Annotated in this window: 15 protein-coding genes and 1 pseudogene; 4 read left to right on the forward strand and 12 right to left on the reverse strand. The window is 63.8% G+C overall.

Annotation, left to right across the window (positions count from 1 at the left end; translation table 11 throughout):
* Positions 1–196: 196 nt before the first annotated feature.
* From HU760_RS16535 to HU760_RS16560, 6 genes are all read right to left on the reverse strand, one after another.
* Complete coding sequence (locus HU760_RS16535) at positions 197–400, reverse strand: formate dehydrogenase subunit delta (RefSeq protein ID WP_186678445.1); 204 nt, start codon at positions 398–400, stop codon at positions 197–199.
* Positions 397–3279 carry a formate dehydrogenase subunit alpha gene (gene fdhF, locus HU760_RS16540; RefSeq protein ID WP_186678447.1) on the reverse strand — a complete coding sequence of 961 codons (2883 nt, stop codon included), beginning with the start codon at positions 3277–3279 and terminating at the stop codon, positions 397–399. Before fdhF ends, HU760_RS16535 begins: the two co-directional genes overlap by 4 nt.
* Positions 3276–4835, reverse strand: coding sequence for a formate dehydrogenase beta subunit (locus HU760_RS16545; protein ID WP_186678449.1), 1560 nt, complete (start codon positions 4833–4835; stop codon positions 3276–3278). Before HU760_RS16545 ends, fdhF begins: the two co-directional genes overlap by 4 nt.
* On the reverse strand, positions 4829–5311 hold the full coding sequence (locus tag HU760_RS16550; protein WP_186678451.1) for a formate dehydrogenase subunit gamma: 483 nt from the start codon (positions 5309–5311) through the stop codon (positions 4829–4831). Before HU760_RS16550 ends, HU760_RS16545 begins: the two co-directional genes overlap by 7 nt.
* A 281-nt stretch (positions 5312–5592) precedes the next feature.
* Positions 5593–6168, reverse strand: coding sequence for a hypothetical protein (locus tag HU760_RS16555; protein ID WP_186678453.1), 576 nt, complete (start codon positions 6166–6168; stop codon positions 5593–5595).
* 136 nt (positions 6169–6304) lie between these two features.
* Positions 6305–6955 carry a DUF998 domain-containing protein gene (locus tag HU760_RS16560; RefSeq protein WP_186678455.1) on the reverse strand — a complete coding sequence of 217 codons (651 nt, stop codon included), beginning with the start codon at positions 6953–6955 and terminating at the stop codon, positions 6305–6307.
* Between the two features lie 121 nt (positions 6956–7076).
* Here HU760_RS16560 and HU760_RS24495 point away from each other — a divergent pair.
* Positions 7077–7205, forward strand: a pseudogene (locus HU760_RS24495) (LysE family translocator); the annotation flags it as partial.
* 83 nt (positions 7206–7288) lie between these two features.
* Here HU760_RS24495 and HU760_RS16565 read toward each other — a convergent pair.
* From HU760_RS16565 to HU760_RS16590, 6 genes are all read right to left on the reverse strand, one after another.
* Positions 7289–7963, reverse strand: coding sequence for an HAD hydrolase-like protein (locus tag HU760_RS16565; protein WP_186678457.1), 675 nt, complete (start codon positions 7961–7963; stop codon positions 7289–7291).
* Positions 7964–8070: 107 nt separating this feature from the next.
* Positions 8071–8625: a helix-turn-helix domain-containing protein gene (locus HU760_RS16570; protein ID WP_170029128.1), complete on the reverse strand. Its 555-nt coding sequence runs from the start codon at positions 8623–8625 to the stop codon at positions 8071–8073.
* 124 nt (positions 8626–8749) lie between these two features.
* Complete coding sequence (locus tag HU760_RS16575) at positions 8750–10108, reverse strand: aspartate aminotransferase family protein (RefSeq protein WP_186678459.1); 1359 nt, start codon at positions 10106–10108, stop codon at positions 8750–8752.
* 67 nt (positions 10109–10175) lie between these two features.
* Positions 10176–10949 (reverse strand): gamma-glutamyl-gamma-aminobutyrate hydrolase family protein, encoded by a 774-nt coding sequence (locus HU760_RS16580; RefSeq protein ID WP_186678460.1) that lies wholly within the window; start codon positions 10947–10949, stop codon positions 10176–10178.
* Between the two features lie 75 nt (positions 10950–11024).
* Entirely contained in the window at positions 11025–12371 is a 1347-nt protein-coding gene (locus HU760_RS16585; RefSeq protein ID WP_186678462.1) for a glutamine synthetase family protein, read from the reverse strand.
* 27 nt (positions 12372–12398) lie between these two features.
* A complete protein-coding gene (locus HU760_RS16590; RefSeq protein WP_186678465.1) occupies positions 12399–12953 on the reverse strand; it encodes a helix-turn-helix domain-containing protein in 555 nt (184 codons plus the stop codon).
* A 194-nt stretch (positions 12954–13147) separates the two neighbouring features.
* On the opposite strand from HU760_RS16590, the gene HU760_RS16595 reads away from it, so the two are divergent.
* From HU760_RS16595 to HU760_RS16605, 3 genes are read left to right on the forward strand one after another with little or no spacing between them, the layout of a single operon-like run.
* Positions 13148–13495 carry a metalloregulator ArsR/SmtB family transcription factor gene (locus tag HU760_RS16595; protein ID WP_186678478.1) on the forward strand — a complete coding sequence of 116 codons (348 nt, stop codon included), beginning with the start codon at positions 13148–13150 and terminating at the stop codon, positions 13493–13495.
* Between the two features lie 21 nt (positions 13496–13516).
* Positions 13517–14800 carry an arsenic transporter gene (locus tag HU760_RS16600; RefSeq protein WP_186678480.1) on the forward strand — a complete coding sequence of 428 codons (1284 nt, stop codon included), beginning with the start codon at positions 13517–13519 and terminating at the stop codon, positions 14798–14800.
* Positions 14801–14826: 26 nt separating this feature from the next.
* Positions 14827–15297, forward strand: a complete 471-nt coding sequence (locus HU760_RS16605) for an arsenate reductase ArsC (protein ID WP_186678481.1) — start codon at positions 14827–14829, stop codon at positions 15295–15297.
* The last annotated feature ends 65 nt before the right edge of the window (positions 15298–15362 follow it).

Below are 15362 nucleotides of genomic sequence, written 5' to 3' on the forward strand. Positions count from 1 at the left end.
GCGCCGCCTGCTTCGCGGATAAATCCGCTCCTACAGTTGGCGCTATCCCTGTAGGAGCGGCTTCAGCCGCGATCACCGGCACAGCCGGTGCCAGCCACCGCGTCGCCTGCTTCTCGGGTAAATCCGCGCCTACAATCGACGCGGTACCTGTGGCAGCTGGCTTGCCGGTGACGGGCTGCAAAGCAGCCCCGGTTGGCTAGCCCAACGCTTCCCGCACCTTAGGGTCAAGCCCCTCCCCCGCGTGGGCCGCACTCCACTCCGCCAATTGCCGGCGCATCGCCGGCGTCCAGAAGCTTTGCAGGTGGTTGCGTACCCCTTGCACCGCCAGCGTGTGGTCCGGCTCGCTGTCGAAGTAGTGGGCAATCTGGTTGGCCATCTTGACCAGGTTGTCGGCACTCATCGGCGCACCTCGGCCTTCTCTGCGCCACGGCGCTCCTGCAGCAACCGCTGCTGTTCCTCACTGAAATCCTGGTAACGCTTCTGCCACTGCGAAGGCTGGAACACTTTCACCACTTCCACCGCCGTCACCTTGTACTCAGGGCAGTTGGTGGCCCAGTCGGAGTTGTCGGTGGTGATCACGTTGGCCCCCGATTCGGGGAAGTGGAACGTGGTGTACACCACCCCCGGCGCCACCCGCGTACTGACCTTGGCGCGCAGCACGGTCTGCCCGGCACGGCTGCCGATGCCGACCCAGTCACCGTCATGGATGCCCCGGCTTTCGGCGTCGGTCGGGTGGATTTCCAGGCGGTCGGCGTCATGCCAGGCGACGTTGGCGGTGCGTCGGGTCTGGGCGCCGACGTTGTACTGGCTGAGGATGCGCCCGGTGGTCAGCAACAGCGGGTAACGGTTGTTGACCTTCTCGTCGGTGGCGACATAGCCGGTGAGCATGAAGCGGCCCTTGCCGCGCACGAACTGGTCGATGTGCATGGTCGGCGTGCCATCAGGCGCGGCGTCGTTGCACGGCCACTGCAGGCTGCCGTGGCGGTCGATCTCGGCATAGCTGACGCGGTGGAAGGTCGGCGTCAGGCGGGCGATCTCATCCATGATTTCGGACGGGTGGCGGTAGTTCATCGGGTAGCCCAAGGCGTTGGCCAGGGCGATGGTCGCCTCCCAGTCGGCCTTGCCGGCCAGCGGCTCCATGACCTTGCGCACCCGCGAAATGCGCCGTTCGGCGTTGGTGAAGGTGCCATCCTTTTCCAGGAACGAGCTGCCCGGCAGGAAGACATGGGCAAACTTGGCGGTTTCGTTGAGGAAAATGTCCTGTACCACCACGCACTCCATCGCCAGCAAGGCTGCGGTCACGTGCTGGGTGTTGGGGTCGCTCTGGGCAATGTCCTCGCCCTGGCAGTACAGCGCCTTGAAACTGCCGTCCAGCGCCGCCTCGAACATGTTGGGGATGCGCAGGCCCGGGTCGGGCTGCAGGGTCACACCCCAGGCACGCTCGAACTCGGCGCGTACGCCCTCGTTGGAAATATGCCGGTAGCCGGGCAGTTCGTGGGGGAACGAACCCATGTCGCAGGAGCCCTGCACGTTGTTCTGCCCGCGCAGCGGGTTCACGCCTACCCCTTCACGGCCGATGTTGCCGGTGGCCATGGCCAGGTTGGCGATGCCCATCACTGCGGTACTGCCCTGGCTGTGCTCGGTCACGCCCAGGCCGTAGTAGATGGCTGCGTTGCCACCGGTGGCGTAGAGCCGAGCGGCAGCACGGATCTGTTCGGCCGGTACGCCACAGACCGGGCCGAGCACTTCGGGGGCGTTGTCCGCCATGCTGACGAAGTCGCGCCAGCGGGTGAATTCCGCGGTTTCACAGCGTGCGTCGATGAAGTCCTGAGCCAGCAGGCCTTCGGTGACGATCACATGGGCCAGGGCATTGAGCATGGCCACGTTGGTGCCCGGGCGCAGCTGCAGGTGCAGCTCGGCGCGGGCATGCGGCGAATCGACCAGGTCGATACGGCGTGGGTCGATCACGATCAGCCGAGCGCCCTGGCGCAGGCGGCGCTTGAGCTGCGAACCGAACACCGGGTGCGCGTCGGTGGGGTTGGCACCAATCACCAGCACCACGTCGGCCTGCATCACCGAATCGAAACTTTGCGTACCGGCGGACTCGCCCAGGGTCTGCTTCAGGCCATAGCCGGTGGGCGAATGGCACACCCGCGCGCAGGTGTCGACGTTGTTGTTGCCAAATGCGGTGCGCACCAGTTTCTGCACCAGGTAGGCTTCTTCGTTGGTGCAACGGCTGGAGGTGATGCCGCCGATGGAGTCGCGCCCGTACTTGAGCTGGATGCGGCGGAACTCGCTGGCCGCGTAGCTGACCGCCTCGTCCCAGCTGACTTCCTGCCAGGGGTCTTCCAGGCGCTTGCGGATCATCGGCTTGGTGATGCGGTCCGGGTGGGTGGCGTAGCCCCAGGCGAAACGGCCCTTGACGCAGGCATGGCCGTGGTTGGCGCCGCCGTTCTTGTCCGGCACCATGCGCACCAGTTGGTCGCCTTTCATTTCGGCGCGGAACGAGCAGCCGACGCCACAGTAGGCGCAGGTGGTGATGACTGCGCGCTCGGGCTGGCCCAGCTGCACCAGGCTCTTTTCCGTCAGGGTCGCGGTCGGGCAGGCCTGCACACAGGCACCGCACGAGACGCATTCGGAGGCGAGGAAGTTTTCCCCTCCCGCCGCCGCCACGCGGGACTCGAAGCCACGGCCAGTGATGGTCAGGGCGAAGGTACCCTGGATGTCCTCGCAGGCGCGCACGCAGCGGCTGCAGACGATGCACTTGCTCGGCTCGTAGTCGAAATACGGGTTGGATACGTCTTTCTTCTCGGCCAGGTGGTTGGCCCCGTCGTAGCCATAGCGCACCTCGCGCAGGCCCACCTGGCCGGCGACGGTCTGCAGCTCGCAGTTGCCGTTGGCAGAACAGGTCAGGCAGTCCAGCGGGTGGTCGGAGATGTACAGTTCCATGACGTTGCGGCGCAACCCGGCCAGGCGCGGGGTTTCGGTGCGCACCACCATGCCTTCGCTGACCGGCGTGGTGCAGGACGCCGGGTAGCCGCGCATGCCTTCGATTTCCACCATGCACATGCGGCACGAACCAAAGGCTTCGAGGCTGTCGGTGGCGCACAGTTTGGGGATGCTGGTGCCAAGCATGGCGGCGGCACGCATCACCGAGGTGCCGGCGGGCACGGTGACGGAGCGGCCATCGATACTCAGGCTGACCTGCACCTCGCTGTCACGCGCCGGGGTGCCGAGGTCGCAGCTTTTATCAGAAGCGGGGTCGAAGAAATTGATCACTGCGCGGCCTCCGTGTGGGTCAGCCCGAAATCGGCGGGGAAGTACTTCAGGGCGCTGGCCACCGGGTAGGCGGTCATGCCGCCCATGGCGCACAGCGATCCGTACTGCATGGTGTCGCACAGGTCGCGCAGCAACAGGGCCTGGTCATGGCGTTCGGTCAGGTCGCTGGTGGCGATCAGCCGGTCGACCACTTCCATGCCGCGGGTCGAGCCGATGCGGCACGGGGTGCATTTGCCGCAGGATTCTTCGGCGCAGAATTGCAGGGCAAAGCGCGCCATGCTGGCCATGTTCAGGGTGTCGTCGGCCACTACCACACCGCCATGACCGAGCATCGCGCCCATGGCCGCGAAGGCTTCATAGTCCAGCGGCGTATCGAAGTGGCTGGGCGGCACCCAGGCGCCGAGCGGCCCACCCACCTGGGCCGCCTTCAGCGGCCTGCCGCTGGCCGTGCCGCCGCCATAGCCTTCCACCAGCTCGCGCAGGGTCAGGCCGAAGGCACGTTCGACCAGCCCGCCGTGGCGGATGTTGCCGGCCAGCTGGAACGGCATGGTGCCCAACGAGCGGCCCATGCCGAAGTCACGGTAGAACCCCGCACCCTTGGCCAGAATGATTGGCACCGAGGCCAGGGTCAGTACGTTGTGCACCAGCGTCGGCAGGCCGAACAGGCCTTGCAGCGCGGGCAGCGGCGGCTTGGCACGGACGATGCCGCGCTTGCCTTCGATGGACTCGAGCAGTGCGGTTTCTTCACCGCAGATATAGGCACCGGCGCCAACCCGCACTTCCAGCTCGAACGCCTGGCCGCTGCCGGCCACGTCGCTGCCGAGGTAGCCAGCATCACGGGCGATGGCGAAGGCCTGGTCGAGCACGCGAATGGCGTCGGGGTATTCCGAGCGCACGTAGATGTAGCCCTTGTCGGCGCCCACGGCGAGGCCGGCGATGATCATCCCTTCGATCAGCAGGAACGGGTCGCCTTCCATCAGCATGCGGTCGGCGAAAGTCCCCGAGTCGCCTTCGTCGGCATTGCACACCACGTACTTCTGCCCTGCCCCGGCGTCACGCACGGTACGCCACTTGATGCCGGCCGGGAAGGCCGCGCCACCCCGGCCACGCAAGCCGGAATCGAGCACGGCGGCGACTACATCGGCACCGCCCAAAGCCACAGCCGCTTGAAGGCCGGCGAAACCGCCATGGGCACGGTAATCGTCCAGCGACAAAGGCCGGGTGATGCCGGCGCGGGCGAACAACAGGCGCTGCTGGGTCTGGAGATACGGAATTTGTTCGACCGGCCCGAGTGCCAGCGAGTGGCCAGCGGGTTCAGCGACCAGGGCATCGAGCAAGGCCGGTACGTCTTCAGGGGTGAGCGGGCCGAAACCCAGGCGCCCTTGCGCGCTGTCGCACTCCAGCAGCGGCTCCAGCCAGTAGAGCCCGCGTGAGCTGGTGCGCTGGATATCCACGGCCAGCTGGCGGTGTTCGGCCTCGCGCTGCAAGGCATCGACGACCTGGTCAGCGCCAACCGCACGGGCTACCGAATCGCAGGGCATGTAGAGCTTCAGCATGCGGCGTCCTCCCGGCAGGCGTCGACCAACGCCCGCAGGCGTTCAGGGGTGAGGCGCGCATGTAGCTGGCCATCCAGCTCCAGTGCCGGCGAGCAGGCGCAGGCCCCCAGGCAATACACCGGGCGCAGGCTGATGGCGCCGTCGGCGCTGGTGCCATGGTCGTCCAGCGCCAGCTGCTCGCGTAGCTGCGCGGCCAGCGCCTCGGCGCCACGGCTCTGGCACGACTCGGCGCGGCACAGGCGCAGGGTGTGGCGTGCCGGCGGTGTGGTACGGAAATCGTGGTAGAAGCTGATCACCCCGCGGACCTCGGCCAGGCTGAGGTTGAGGGCATGAGCAATTTCGGGGACAGCGGCATCGGGGACGTAGCCGATGGCGTGCTGGATGGCATGCAGGATCGGCAACAGGGCGCCGGGGGTATCCTTGTCGCGCGCCAGGATGTCGTGGATCACGGGCAGGTGGAGCAAATCTTCAGGCATACAGCGGACCTCGGCATCACGGACCCGCCTGAATGGTTGTATGGGCAGGTATCCGGCGTGTTCTGCTGCGGCGCACCGGCCACGTCACGGTTGCGTGGTGCCAGCGGCCTCCTTGCCTGCGGCCGCACGTCTGCGCGTGCTGGTCCGAGGCATCCTGCAAGCATGGCACTTGTGGCGCCGGAGGATTGCGTGCGAGCGACCAGGCGCATCCTGAAACCGACGCGGGGTTCGGACTGCTGTTCGGGCTGCGCTGGGGTGCTCTTGCAGGACCAGCCTGGCGATCAGTGCTTCCCTTCCACCGCTTCGGCCGTCTCGATCAGCTTGTCAAACTTGCGGTTCGGCTGGACGAATCGTTCATCGCTCCTGGCCCGGGCCTTGATGTTCTGCTCCGAGCTGGCCTTGTCGGCGATGGTCACCACTGTCCAGCCGCGATCCCTGGACACCCAGTACACCAGCTCACCGTCGGCAGAAAACGCCTCGAGCCGGCCACCGCTGTTCGGCACAGGCCTGGCCTGCCGAGCCATCGGCAGCAGTTGCTGAACCCGCGCCTCGTCGGTGCTGGCCAGCCGCACCTCCACCTGACGAAGCTGGTCGGCCTCGTTGAACGACGCCTTCACCTGCGTGATGGGAATCCCGCCAAGGTTGAAATCGCCCTTCGGCTTACGCCCCTGAACGAACTCGGTGGGCACCTGGTAGTGATAGCCCGTGAATTGCTTAACTTCGCCGAACTGCTGCTGCAGGATGGCCGTGGCCTGGGGCTTGGGCATGCCCAGGGTGAACTGGCCGACTTCCAGCGCCGACCAGGCTTGCAAAGGGAAGAGCGTGCAGGCGAATAACAGCGGCAGGGTCCGTTTCATTGGCAAATCTTCCTTGAAAAGAACCTTGCAAGCTAAACCCTGCGCGCTGATCAGACAATACTGGCAGGGTGCCAAACCGCTCGGCCCCGGCGTCAGCCCACTGCCTTGTCCATGCAGGGCCGGCAGGCGCTCACAGCTACCGCTGGAGCAGCGCTGCGGACTGTGTCTGGTTGCCCCGCAGCGCAGCCCATGCCAGCGCAGCGACCCAGACCACAGACACGCCGTAATTGAGTCGTTGATACAGGCCAAACCCGTGCCCGTCCGCCATGGCTTTGCCCATCATCGCCACGGTGGCGATTGCCAGGACCAGACAAAGCCCGGAGAAGCCAACAAACACCGGCGAGCAGAGCAATCGCTTGCCCAGAAAACACCACAGCGCGCTCGCCAGCGTCAACGAGAGGAACATGACCAGGCCCGCCGCATTGTGGATGTGCTGGGAAATGGACGGCTGTGCCGGGGTGCAGCCCTCGTCACAGGCGAACAGGCCCGTGGCGAAACTGGCCAGGCCGTGAAGCAATATCAACGCGGCGCTGAACAGGGCCAGGCGCGAACCGGCGAAACGTCGCGCCACACCCAACGCGAAAAGCGCGAACAGCAGCCCCAAAGGAAAATTGTTCACCCACGCGGAATACGCATGAGTGGGGGCGCCTGTCGCCCCTAACTGGCTCATCGCCTGATCGAGGTGGCTGTAGCCAGGATAGCCAAGCGAAGTGAGTGATACGCCAAGCAGGAGCCAGACTGGAATCAATAGCCCTGAGCCCAGCAAGGCCCGGTCGGGGTTGTTCATGGTGATGCATTCCTTTGCCAGTGATCGATTTCGTTTCGTACGAAAGCGCTTCATATTAGAGACACGCCGGCCATTGCGTTAACCTTTTTTTGCATTGCTGCTCAGGTCTGCCGGCGTCCCGGGCGTTTTCGCCACGGTGCTTTCCCGCTATCGGTACCAACGGCCGCAGCTGGTGAATGGTCTGAACGTGAGCGCAGGGCTCACCTTCGTCGCCTCCGGCGTTTCGATTGCGGCCTTGAGCCAGCGATAGACCGCGAAGCTCCGGATGGGCCCCGCAGTGTCTTCAAGACGCTGAAGGCTGCTTGGCCAGCTCTTCAGCGACGAAAGCCGAGATCATTCATGTGCCTGAGGTGGCTTGAAACTGCCAACTGCCGAAGGTTCAGGGCTTGCTGCCAGGCGTCGTAATTCGCCTACCTCGGCAAACCACTCATGGTCGTGAAGCATGCCGAATGCTTCATGGGTTCCGTAGCCCCAGGCAACCGCGCCGAAGGTGATACCGGCCGTTGCGGCGGCTTCACCATCGGTAGGTTGGTCACCGATATAGATGACCTGCTCTGGCGCCACGGCGAATTTGCGCATGACCCGACGCAAGCGCGATGCCTTGCCGAAAATGGAAGCCCCGCACTCGAAGACGCGGATATGTCGACAGCTGGGGCCCAGCACTTGCGTGACATTGTCCCGGGAGTTGGAAGATACCACCGCCAGGATCAGCCCCTGCTCATCAAGATGGCGCAACGTATCGGCGATGTCCTGGAACAGTGCGATCGCGCTGCGATGTTTCTTCATCAGGCCCATGAAGGTTCGCGCTACCAACGGCAACTTCCAGCGCGGCATGCCGATGTGCGACATGATCTCCCGGGCCCCCAGTTTGCGTAAGGCGTCCAGTTCTTCCGGGTGAATGCGGTTGAAGGCATGCTTGTCGGCAACCTGGTTGAACACCGCAACGAAGAATGGAAAGGAATCAGCGAGCGTGCCGTCAAAGTCGAAAATGGCAAGTCGGTATGACATGTGAAGGTTCCTTCCTGGCGTGCTGGCAGTCTCCCTGACAGCCGCAAGATCCTGCGCTTTATGACCAAGCGCGTTAATAACCGTTACAGGCCTTGAATGCTATCGACTCAGCTGAACACCCAGAGCACCCGGGTAGGCTTGTCGGTCAGGTTGGCGTAACGAAAACTGGCATGGGGTTGCAGCTGGAAGCTGTCACTGGCGCGCAGCGTTACCGGCTCACCGCCATCCAGCCAGACGGTCAGTTCACCTTCGAGCACGAAACAGCCTTGTTCCGAGCTGTCGTCCAGGTACTCCTCACCACTGCTGGCGCCAGGCTCCAGGTGGCTGTCGAGCATGGAGAACGCCCCCGATATGGTGGGCGATGCCAGCACATCGGTGATGCCGCCGGCCAGATGAAGTGTACGGCGCTCGTGCGGCCGGGTGACCCAGTCGAGCTCGCGAGGCTTGTCCAGTTTGTAGAAATAGGCGGTCGAGACACCGAGTTCTTCGCTGATAGCGGTGAGGTCGGCCACGGTTGGCCGCGAGACGCCCCGCTCGACCTGGGAAAGAAAACCGACCGAACGGCCAATGCGCTGAGCCAGTTCGCCCAGTGTCAGGCCCTTGAACTTGCGCAGGTCGCGAATCAGTACGGCCAGGCCTTCGATCTCTTCGTGCACTTTCATGTTGAATCGCGACTATCGGACAGGAAAATTGGTGCCCTGAAAAGTACAGGATTCATTGCACAAAGCAAGATTTCACCTGAGCCGATTGGGGCCGCCTTGCGGCCCCGATGACGCTGCCTGGCGCTTAGCTGACAGCCGCGTACGTCAGGTCCAGGCACTTGCGGGCCTTTTCCACCAGTTCGTCGATTTCCGCCATGCTGATCACCAGCGGTGGCGCGATGATCATGGTATCGCCGACGGCGCGCATGATCAGGCCATTATCGAAGCAGTGCTGGCGACAGATCATGCCGACACCTTTGCCTTGGTAACGGGTGCGGCTGGCCTTGTCCTGCACCAACTCGATCGCACCGAGCATGCCCAGGCCGCGTACCTCGCCCACCAGCGGGTGGTCGGCCAGCTCGCGCAGACGCTGCTGCAGGTAAGGCGCGGTTTGCCTGCGCACCTGCTCGATGATCTGCTCATCACGCAGGATGCGCAGGTTCTCCAGGCCCACTGCGGCCGCCACCGGGTGGCCGGAATAGGTGAAGCCGTGGTTGAAGTCGCCGCCTTCGCTGATCACTTTGGCCACTTCATCACGTACGATCACACCACCCATGGGGATGTAGCCGGAGGTAAGGCCCTTGGCGATGGTCATCAGGTCGGGCTTGAGGCCGTAATAGTCGCTACCGAACCACTCACCAGTTCGGCCGAAGCCGCAGATCACCTCGTCGGCAACGAACAGGATGTCGTACCGGGCCAGGATCTCCTTGACCTTGGGCCAGTAGCTTTGCGGCGGTATGATCACACCACCGGCGCCCTGGATCGGTTCGGCGATAAAAGCAGCGACGTTGTCCACGCCAACCTCGAGAATCTTCTTCTCCAGTTGCTCCGCCGCCCACACGCCGAAGTCGGCCTCGGTCATGTCGCCGCCTTCGCCATACCAGTACGGCTGCGGGATATGCACGATATCCGGGATCAGCCCGCCCTGCTGGTGCATGCCGCTCATGCCACCCAGGCCCGCACCGGCCACGGTGGAACCGTGGTAACCATTGATGCGGCCAATGATTACCTTCTTCTGCTTCTGGCCCTTGATCGCCCAGTAATGGCGGACCATGCGCAGCACGGTGTCGTTGCCTTCAGAGCCGGAGCCGGTGAAAAACACATGGTTCATGCCTGGCGGGGCGACATCGGCGATCGCCTTGGCCAGTTCCAGCGCCGGCGGGTGCGCAGTCTGGAAGAACAGGTTGTAATACGGCAACTGCTTCATCTGCTGGCTGGCGACCTCGGCCAGCTCATCGCGGCCGTAGCCGACCGCCACGCACCACAGGCCGGCCATGCCATCGAGTATCTTGTTGCCTTCGCTGTCCCACAGGTACACGCCCTTGGCCGAGGTGATGATGCGCGGACCTTTCTCGGCCAGTTGCCTGACATCGCTGAACGGCGCCAGGTGATGATCGCGGCTCATTGCCTGCCAGGCCAGGGTCCGGGGATTCTGTTCACTCATTGATCTCACTCCATCTGCTTGCGCAGCCGGGCTGCGCCGTATTTTTGTAAGTTGCGCACGATCGCGTTCAGGCGGACAGCATCAGCTTCTGACGGAGTACCGAACGCTGCCGGCAGGCCTTGCCGAAGGACTGGAAGATGGTCAGGTAGTGCGGGTTATCCATGACCTGGTACTCCGGGTGCCATTGCACGGCCAGGGCAAACCCCTTGCTGTTCTCCACCGAGATCGCTTCTACCAAGCCATCGGGTGCCAGCGCTTCCACCCGCAGCCCGGCGGCCAGCACATCGATGCCCTGGCCGTGGATGGAGTTGACCTCGATGAGCGCCGGCAAACCCATGCGGTCGAGCATGCCGCCGGGTTCGATATGCAGCGCGTGCCGGGGGCCATACTGCTTTTCGATGGGCTCGCCGTTGCCTTCGCGGTGATCCATGAACAGCCCGGTTTCGTGGACGTTCTGGTGCAAGGTGCCACCCAGCGCCACGTTCATTTCCTGAAAGCCACGGCAGATGCCGAGCACCGGCACACCGGCGGCAATGGCCGCACGCATCAGCGGCAAGGTGGTGGCATCCCGCAGCGGATCGTGATGGGTGCCCGCAGCACTGGGCGGGCCGTTGTAGTGCAACGGTTCGATGTTGGACGGCGAACCGGTGAAGATCAGGCCATCCACCACGTCGAGAATATCGGCGCTGTCCATCAGGTCGGCGAGGCTGGGAATCACGATTGGCAACCCGCACGCCGCCTTGGCCGCCGCACGTGCGTACTTCTCGCTGATGGTCTGGGTGGCATGCAGCTCGATCACGCGGGTGCATGCGGTGATGCCGATCACGGGCACACGTGGCATATCTTCCTCCGGCAAATCCTTGTTGCGCGTTGTATTGAAACGCTAGAAAGAGAGGGCTCAGGGGAACCCTGGTGTCTACAGGAACCAGCGGTATTCACGGGCATCGATGTGGCGCATGAAGTCCAGTTGCTCCTGGTACTTGTTTTCGCAATAGACCATCACGAACTCACTGCCCAGCCCTTGGTTGACCACCGGGTGGTGCCGCATGGCGGCCAGGGCGCTGAAGGCCTCCTTGGGAAAATCGATGCCGCTCTGGCGGTTGTCGTTCAGCGGGGCAATGGGTTCGACACCTCGCTTCAGGCCGTGCTCCAGGCCGATCAGAATGGCCGCCAGCACCAGGTAAGGGTTGGCATCGGCACCCGCCAGGCGGTGTTCGATGCGCAGGTTGTGCGGATCGGACTCGGGGATGCGAATGCACGCATCGCGATCTTCGAAGCCCCAGCTGGCCTTGCTCGCCGCATTGACCATCGCGCCGTAGCGGCGGTAGGCATTGTGGTTGGGGGCGAAGATCGGCATGCAGTGGGGCAGCAACTCCAGGCAGCCTGCCACGGCATGGCGCAGCTTGCGTTGCTCGGCATCCGCCAGGATGTTGTTGCCGGCGTTGTCGTACAGGCTGACGTGCACATGCATGCCGCTGCCCGGCGCGTCCAGGTACGGCTTGCTCATGAAGCTGGCACGGTAGCCATGTTTCATCGCGACACCACGGGTGCTGCGGCAGAACAGCGCCGACCAGTCCGCCGCACTCAGGGCATCGTCGCTGTGGGAGAAGTTGATCTCGAACTGGCCCGGGCCCAGCTCGGCGGTGATCACGTTGGCCGGCACGCCTTGCTCGTTGGCAGCGTCGACCATTTCGTGCAGCACCGACGAAAAGCGCGACAACCGCTCGATGTGCATGTTTGGCTGGTCATCCTGGTCGCCTGTCGCCGTGTCGCGCGGATACTGCGGCAGGCCGTTGGCGAGCTGGCGGTCGAACAGGTAGAACTCCAGTTCGAAGGCTACCACTGGATGGATGCCACGCCTGGCCAGGCGCTGCAGCACGCGGGCCAGTACTTCACGGGGTTCGAACTCGATCGGCTTGGCAGTCCCGTCGGAGGTGATCAGCATCTGGGCAATCACTTCCTGCTCCCAACGCACCGGCTTCAGGGTACCCGGCACCAGGCGCCGGGCGGCATCCGGGTCGCCATCGGCGAAGCAGTATTCCCCGATCGGGTACAGGCCACCCTGGGTTCCCAGCAGCACACAGTTCTGCGGCAGTTTCAGCGGCGTGCCGGCAGCCACCTTTTCCAGCATGTCCATGGGGTAGCGCTTGCCGTAGAAGTGCCCGGGGATATCCAGCGCAATCAGGTCGACATAACGTACTTCTGGGTACTTGGCGCGGAATGCGCGCACTTCTGTCAGCAGATCCGGAAAGATGACACTCATCTTCTTGTCCTTGTGAGGTGAACGAATTCAGTTGAAGACCCAGAGCACACGGGTGATGTTTTCCGTCAGGTTGGCGTAACGGAGCTGCGCGTGGGGTTGCAGCTGGAAACAGTCGTTGGCCTGCAGGGTCACGGGGTCGCCGTCATCCAGCCATACCGTGAGTTCGCCATCGAGCACGAAGCCCCCCTGCTCGGAACGGTCGGTCAGGTGAGGCTCGCCACTGCAGGCGCCTGGCTCAAGATGGCTGTCGAGCACGGAAAAGGCACCGGTGATGGTCGGCGAGGCCAGCACATCGGTGATGCCCGACCCCAGGTACAGCGTGCGCCGTTCGTGAGGGCGCGTGACCCAGCTGATGCTGCGGGGCTTGCTCAGGTTGTAGAAATACCCGGTGGATACGCCGAGCGCTTCGCTGATAGCGGTGAGGTCGGCCACGCTCGGGCGCGAAACCCCGCGCTCGACCTGGGAAAGGAAGCCAACCGAGCGATTGATGCGCGCAGCCAGCTCGCCCAGAGTCAGGTTCTTGAATTTGCGCAGGTCGTGAATAAGGATCGCGAGGGCTTCAACCTCTTCGTGCATCTTCATCGATTCGGACTGCCGTGAAATTTTTAGAGTTATTTTTCATGAAAAAATACATTAAAAATTTCACGAGTCAAGTCCGCAGACCTTCATGACAAGCGCGCCATGCTGCAAGCCGTCTGGCCCGCGGGCTATCCGCTGCTTGCGAAAAACATATGAAAATCCGTATATTCGCCCATCCATATGTAACGAGCCCCAGCATGATCAGTCCTCCAGAACTCTTCAAAAGCCTGGCCGATGAAACCCGCGCGCGTGCCACCCTGCTGATCGCCAGCCTCGGCGAGCTCTGCGTGTGCGAGCTGATGTGCGCCCTGGGCGACAGCCAGCCGAAAATCAGCCGGCACCTGGCGCAACTGCGTAGCAGTGGCTTGCTGCTGGACCGCCGCCAGGGCCAGTGGGTGTATTACCGCCTCAATCCGGCACTGCCCGGCTGGGCCATCGAGCTGCTGCAGGTGACCCTGAAAGCCAATGCCCAATGGTTGCAAGCCAACACCGAGCGCCTGCAGAACATGGACGGTCGCCCTGTCCGAACCACCTCCTGCTGCTGAACCACTTTCTTCGAGCGTGCCATGCTAGTCGCATCTTCCGTTTTCCTGTTCACCCTGATCCTGGTCATCTGGCAACCCAAGGGCCTTGGCGTCGGCTGGAGCGCCGCGCTCGGTGCGCTGATCGCGCTGGCGGCCGGCGCGGTATCGCTGAGCGACATCCCGACCGTGTGGGCCATCGTCTGGAACGCCACCGCCACCTTCATCGCCGTCATCATCATCAGCCTGCTGCTGGACGAAGCCGGTTTCTTCGAGTGGGCGGCGCTGCACGTGGCGCGCTGGGCCAACGGCAGCGGCTACCGGTTGTTCGCCTTCTGCGTGCTGCTGGGCGCCGCGGTATCGGCGCTGTTCGCCAACGATGGGGCGGCGCTGATCCTCACCCCCATCGTCATGTCGATGCTGATGGCCTTGCGCTTCTCGCCGGCAGCCACACTGGCATTCGTCATGGCTGCGGGTTTCATTGCCGACACCGCCAGCCTGCCGCTGGTGGTGTCCAACCTGGTGAACATCGTGTCCGCCGATTATTTCGGGCTGGGGTTCGCCGAGTACGCCTCGGTGATGGTGCCAGTGAACCTGGCGAGCGTGGCTGCCACCTTGCTGGTGTTGTTCCTGTACTTCCGTCGCGACCTGCCGAAGCAGTACGCCGTCGAGGCCCTGCAGGTGCCGCGGGCGGCGATTCGCGACCAGGCGACGTTCGTGGTGGGTTGGTGGACGCTGCTGGTCTTGCTGGTCGGCCTGTTCGCCCTGGAGCCGCTCGGTATCCCGATCAGCGCAGTCGCGGCCGTATGTGCCGCGTTGCTGTTCGCGGTCGCCGCGCGCGGCCACCGGATCTCCACCCGCCGCGTGCTGCGCGAAGCGCCGTGGCAGGTGGTGATCTTTTCCCTTGGCATGTATCTGGTGGTCTACGGCCTGAAGAACGCCGGCCTGACCGATTTCCTCAGCCACCTGCTCGAGCGCTTTGCCGAGCATGGCGTGTGGGGCGCGGCCATCGGCACCGGCCTGCTGTCGGCGCTGCTGTCATCGGTGATGAACAACATGCCCAGTGTGCTGGTGGGTGCCCTGTCGATCCAGGCCAGCGGCGCCGAGGGACTGGTGCGCGAGGCCATGGTCTACGCCAACGTCATCGGCTGTGACCTGGGGCCGAAGATCACCCCGATCGGCAGCCTCGCCACGCTGCTGTGGTTGCATGTGCTGGAACGCAAGGGAGTGCGCATCACCTGGGGGTATTACTTCAAGGTCGGCATTTTGCTGACCCTGCCGGTGCTGCTGATCACCCTGTCGGCGCTGGCATTGCGCCTGAGCCTCTGATATTTCGCCCCACGCGAGGAGTTTCCATGCGAGTTCTGTTCATGTGCACCGCCAATAGTTGCCGCAGCATCCTTTCCGAAGCCCTGTTCAACCATATGGCGCCTGCAGGGTTCGAGGCGATCAGCGCCGGCAGTTTCCCCAGGGGGCAGGTATTGCCACGCAGCCTCACCACCCTGCAGCGCGCCGGCATAGCCACCGAGGGCCTCAGCAGCAAAGGCAACGATGCCTTTGCAGGCAACCCGCCGGACATCGTCATCACCGTCTGCGACAAGGCCGCCGGCGAAGCCTGCCCGGTATACTTCGGCGCCGCGCTGAAAGCCCACTGGGGGCTGGAAGACCCGTCCGAGGTCCAGGGTGACGAAACGCTGATCGACGCCGCCTTCCGCGCCACCCTGGCGCACATCCAAAAGCGCTGCGAAGCGTTCTTCAGCTTGCCGTTTGCCTCGCTGGATCGCGACGGGTTGCAGAAGGCGCTGGATCGCATTGGCGCGCTCTGAACGCCCGAGGTGTTGGAAAATAGCAACCACGGCTAGGCACAATACTGGCGAAACGGCGGATGCTA

Origin of the sequence: Pseudomonas oryzicola (assembly GCF_014269185.2) — a bacterium.
GTDB classification, from domain to species: Bacteria; Pseudomonadota; Gammaproteobacteria; order Pseudomonadales; family Pseudomonadaceae; genus Aquipseudomonas; species Aquipseudomonas oryzicola.

What these genes read in the sequence shown, in the direction of transcription:
- HU760_RS16605 (WP_186678481.1), top strand. Translation starts at nt 14,827, where the DNA reads ATGCGAGTTCTGTTCATGTGCACCGCCAATAGTTGCCGCAGCATCCTT.
- HU760_RS16555 (WP_186678453.1), bottom strand. Translation starts at nt 6,168, where the DNA reads ATGAAACGGACCCTGCCGCTGTTATTCGCCTGCACGCTCTTCCCTTTG.
- HU760_RS16585 (WP_186678462.1), bottom strand. Translation starts at nt 12,371, where the DNA reads ATGAGTGTCATCTTTCCGGATCTGCTGACAGAAGTGCGCGCATTCCGC.
- HU760_RS16580 (WP_186678460.1), bottom strand. Translation starts at nt 10,949, where the DNA reads ATGCCACGTGTGCCCGTGATCGGCATCACCGCATGCACCCGCGTGATC.
- HU760_RS16595 (WP_186678478.1), top strand. Translation starts at nt 13,148, where the DNA reads ATGATCAGTCCTCCAGAACTCTTCAAAAGCCTGGCCGATGAAACCCGC.
- HU760_RS16545 (WP_186678449.1), bottom strand. Translation starts at nt 4,835, where the DNA reads ATGCTGAAGCTCTACATGCCCTGCGATTCGGTAGCCCGTGCGGTTGGC.
- HU760_RS16535 (WP_186678445.1), bottom strand. Translation starts at nt 400, where the DNA reads ATGAGTGCCGACAACCTGGTCAAGATGGCCAACCAGATTGCCCACTAC.
- HU760_RS16590 (WP_186678465.1), bottom strand. Translation starts at nt 12,953, where the DNA reads ATGAAGATGCACGAAGAGGTTGAAGCCCTCGCGATCCTTATTCACGAC.
- HU760_RS16565 (WP_186678457.1), bottom strand. Translation starts at nt 7,963, where the DNA reads ATGTCATACCGACTTGCCATTTTCGACTTTGACGGCACGCTCGCTGAT.
- HU760_RS16570 (WP_170029128.1), bottom strand. Translation starts at nt 8,625, where the DNA reads ATGAAAGTGCACGAAGAGATCGAAGGCCTGGCCGTACTGATTCGCGAC.
- HU760_RS16560 (WP_186678455.1), bottom strand. Translation starts at nt 6,955, where the DNA reads ATGAACAACCCCGACCGGGCCTTGCTGGGCTCAGGGCTATTGATTCCA.
- HU760_RS16600 (WP_186678480.1), top strand. Translation starts at nt 13,517, where the DNA reads ATGCTAGTCGCATCTTCCGTTTTCCTGTTCACCCTGATCCTGGTCATC.
- HU760_RS16575 (WP_186678459.1), bottom strand. Translation starts at nt 10,108, where the DNA reads ATGAGTGAACAGAATCCCCGGACCCTGGCCTGGCAGGCAATGAGCCGC.
- HU760_RS16550 (WP_186678451.1), bottom strand. Translation starts at nt 5,311, where the DNA reads ATGCCTGAAGATTTGCTCCACCTGCCCGTGATCCACGACATCCTGGCG.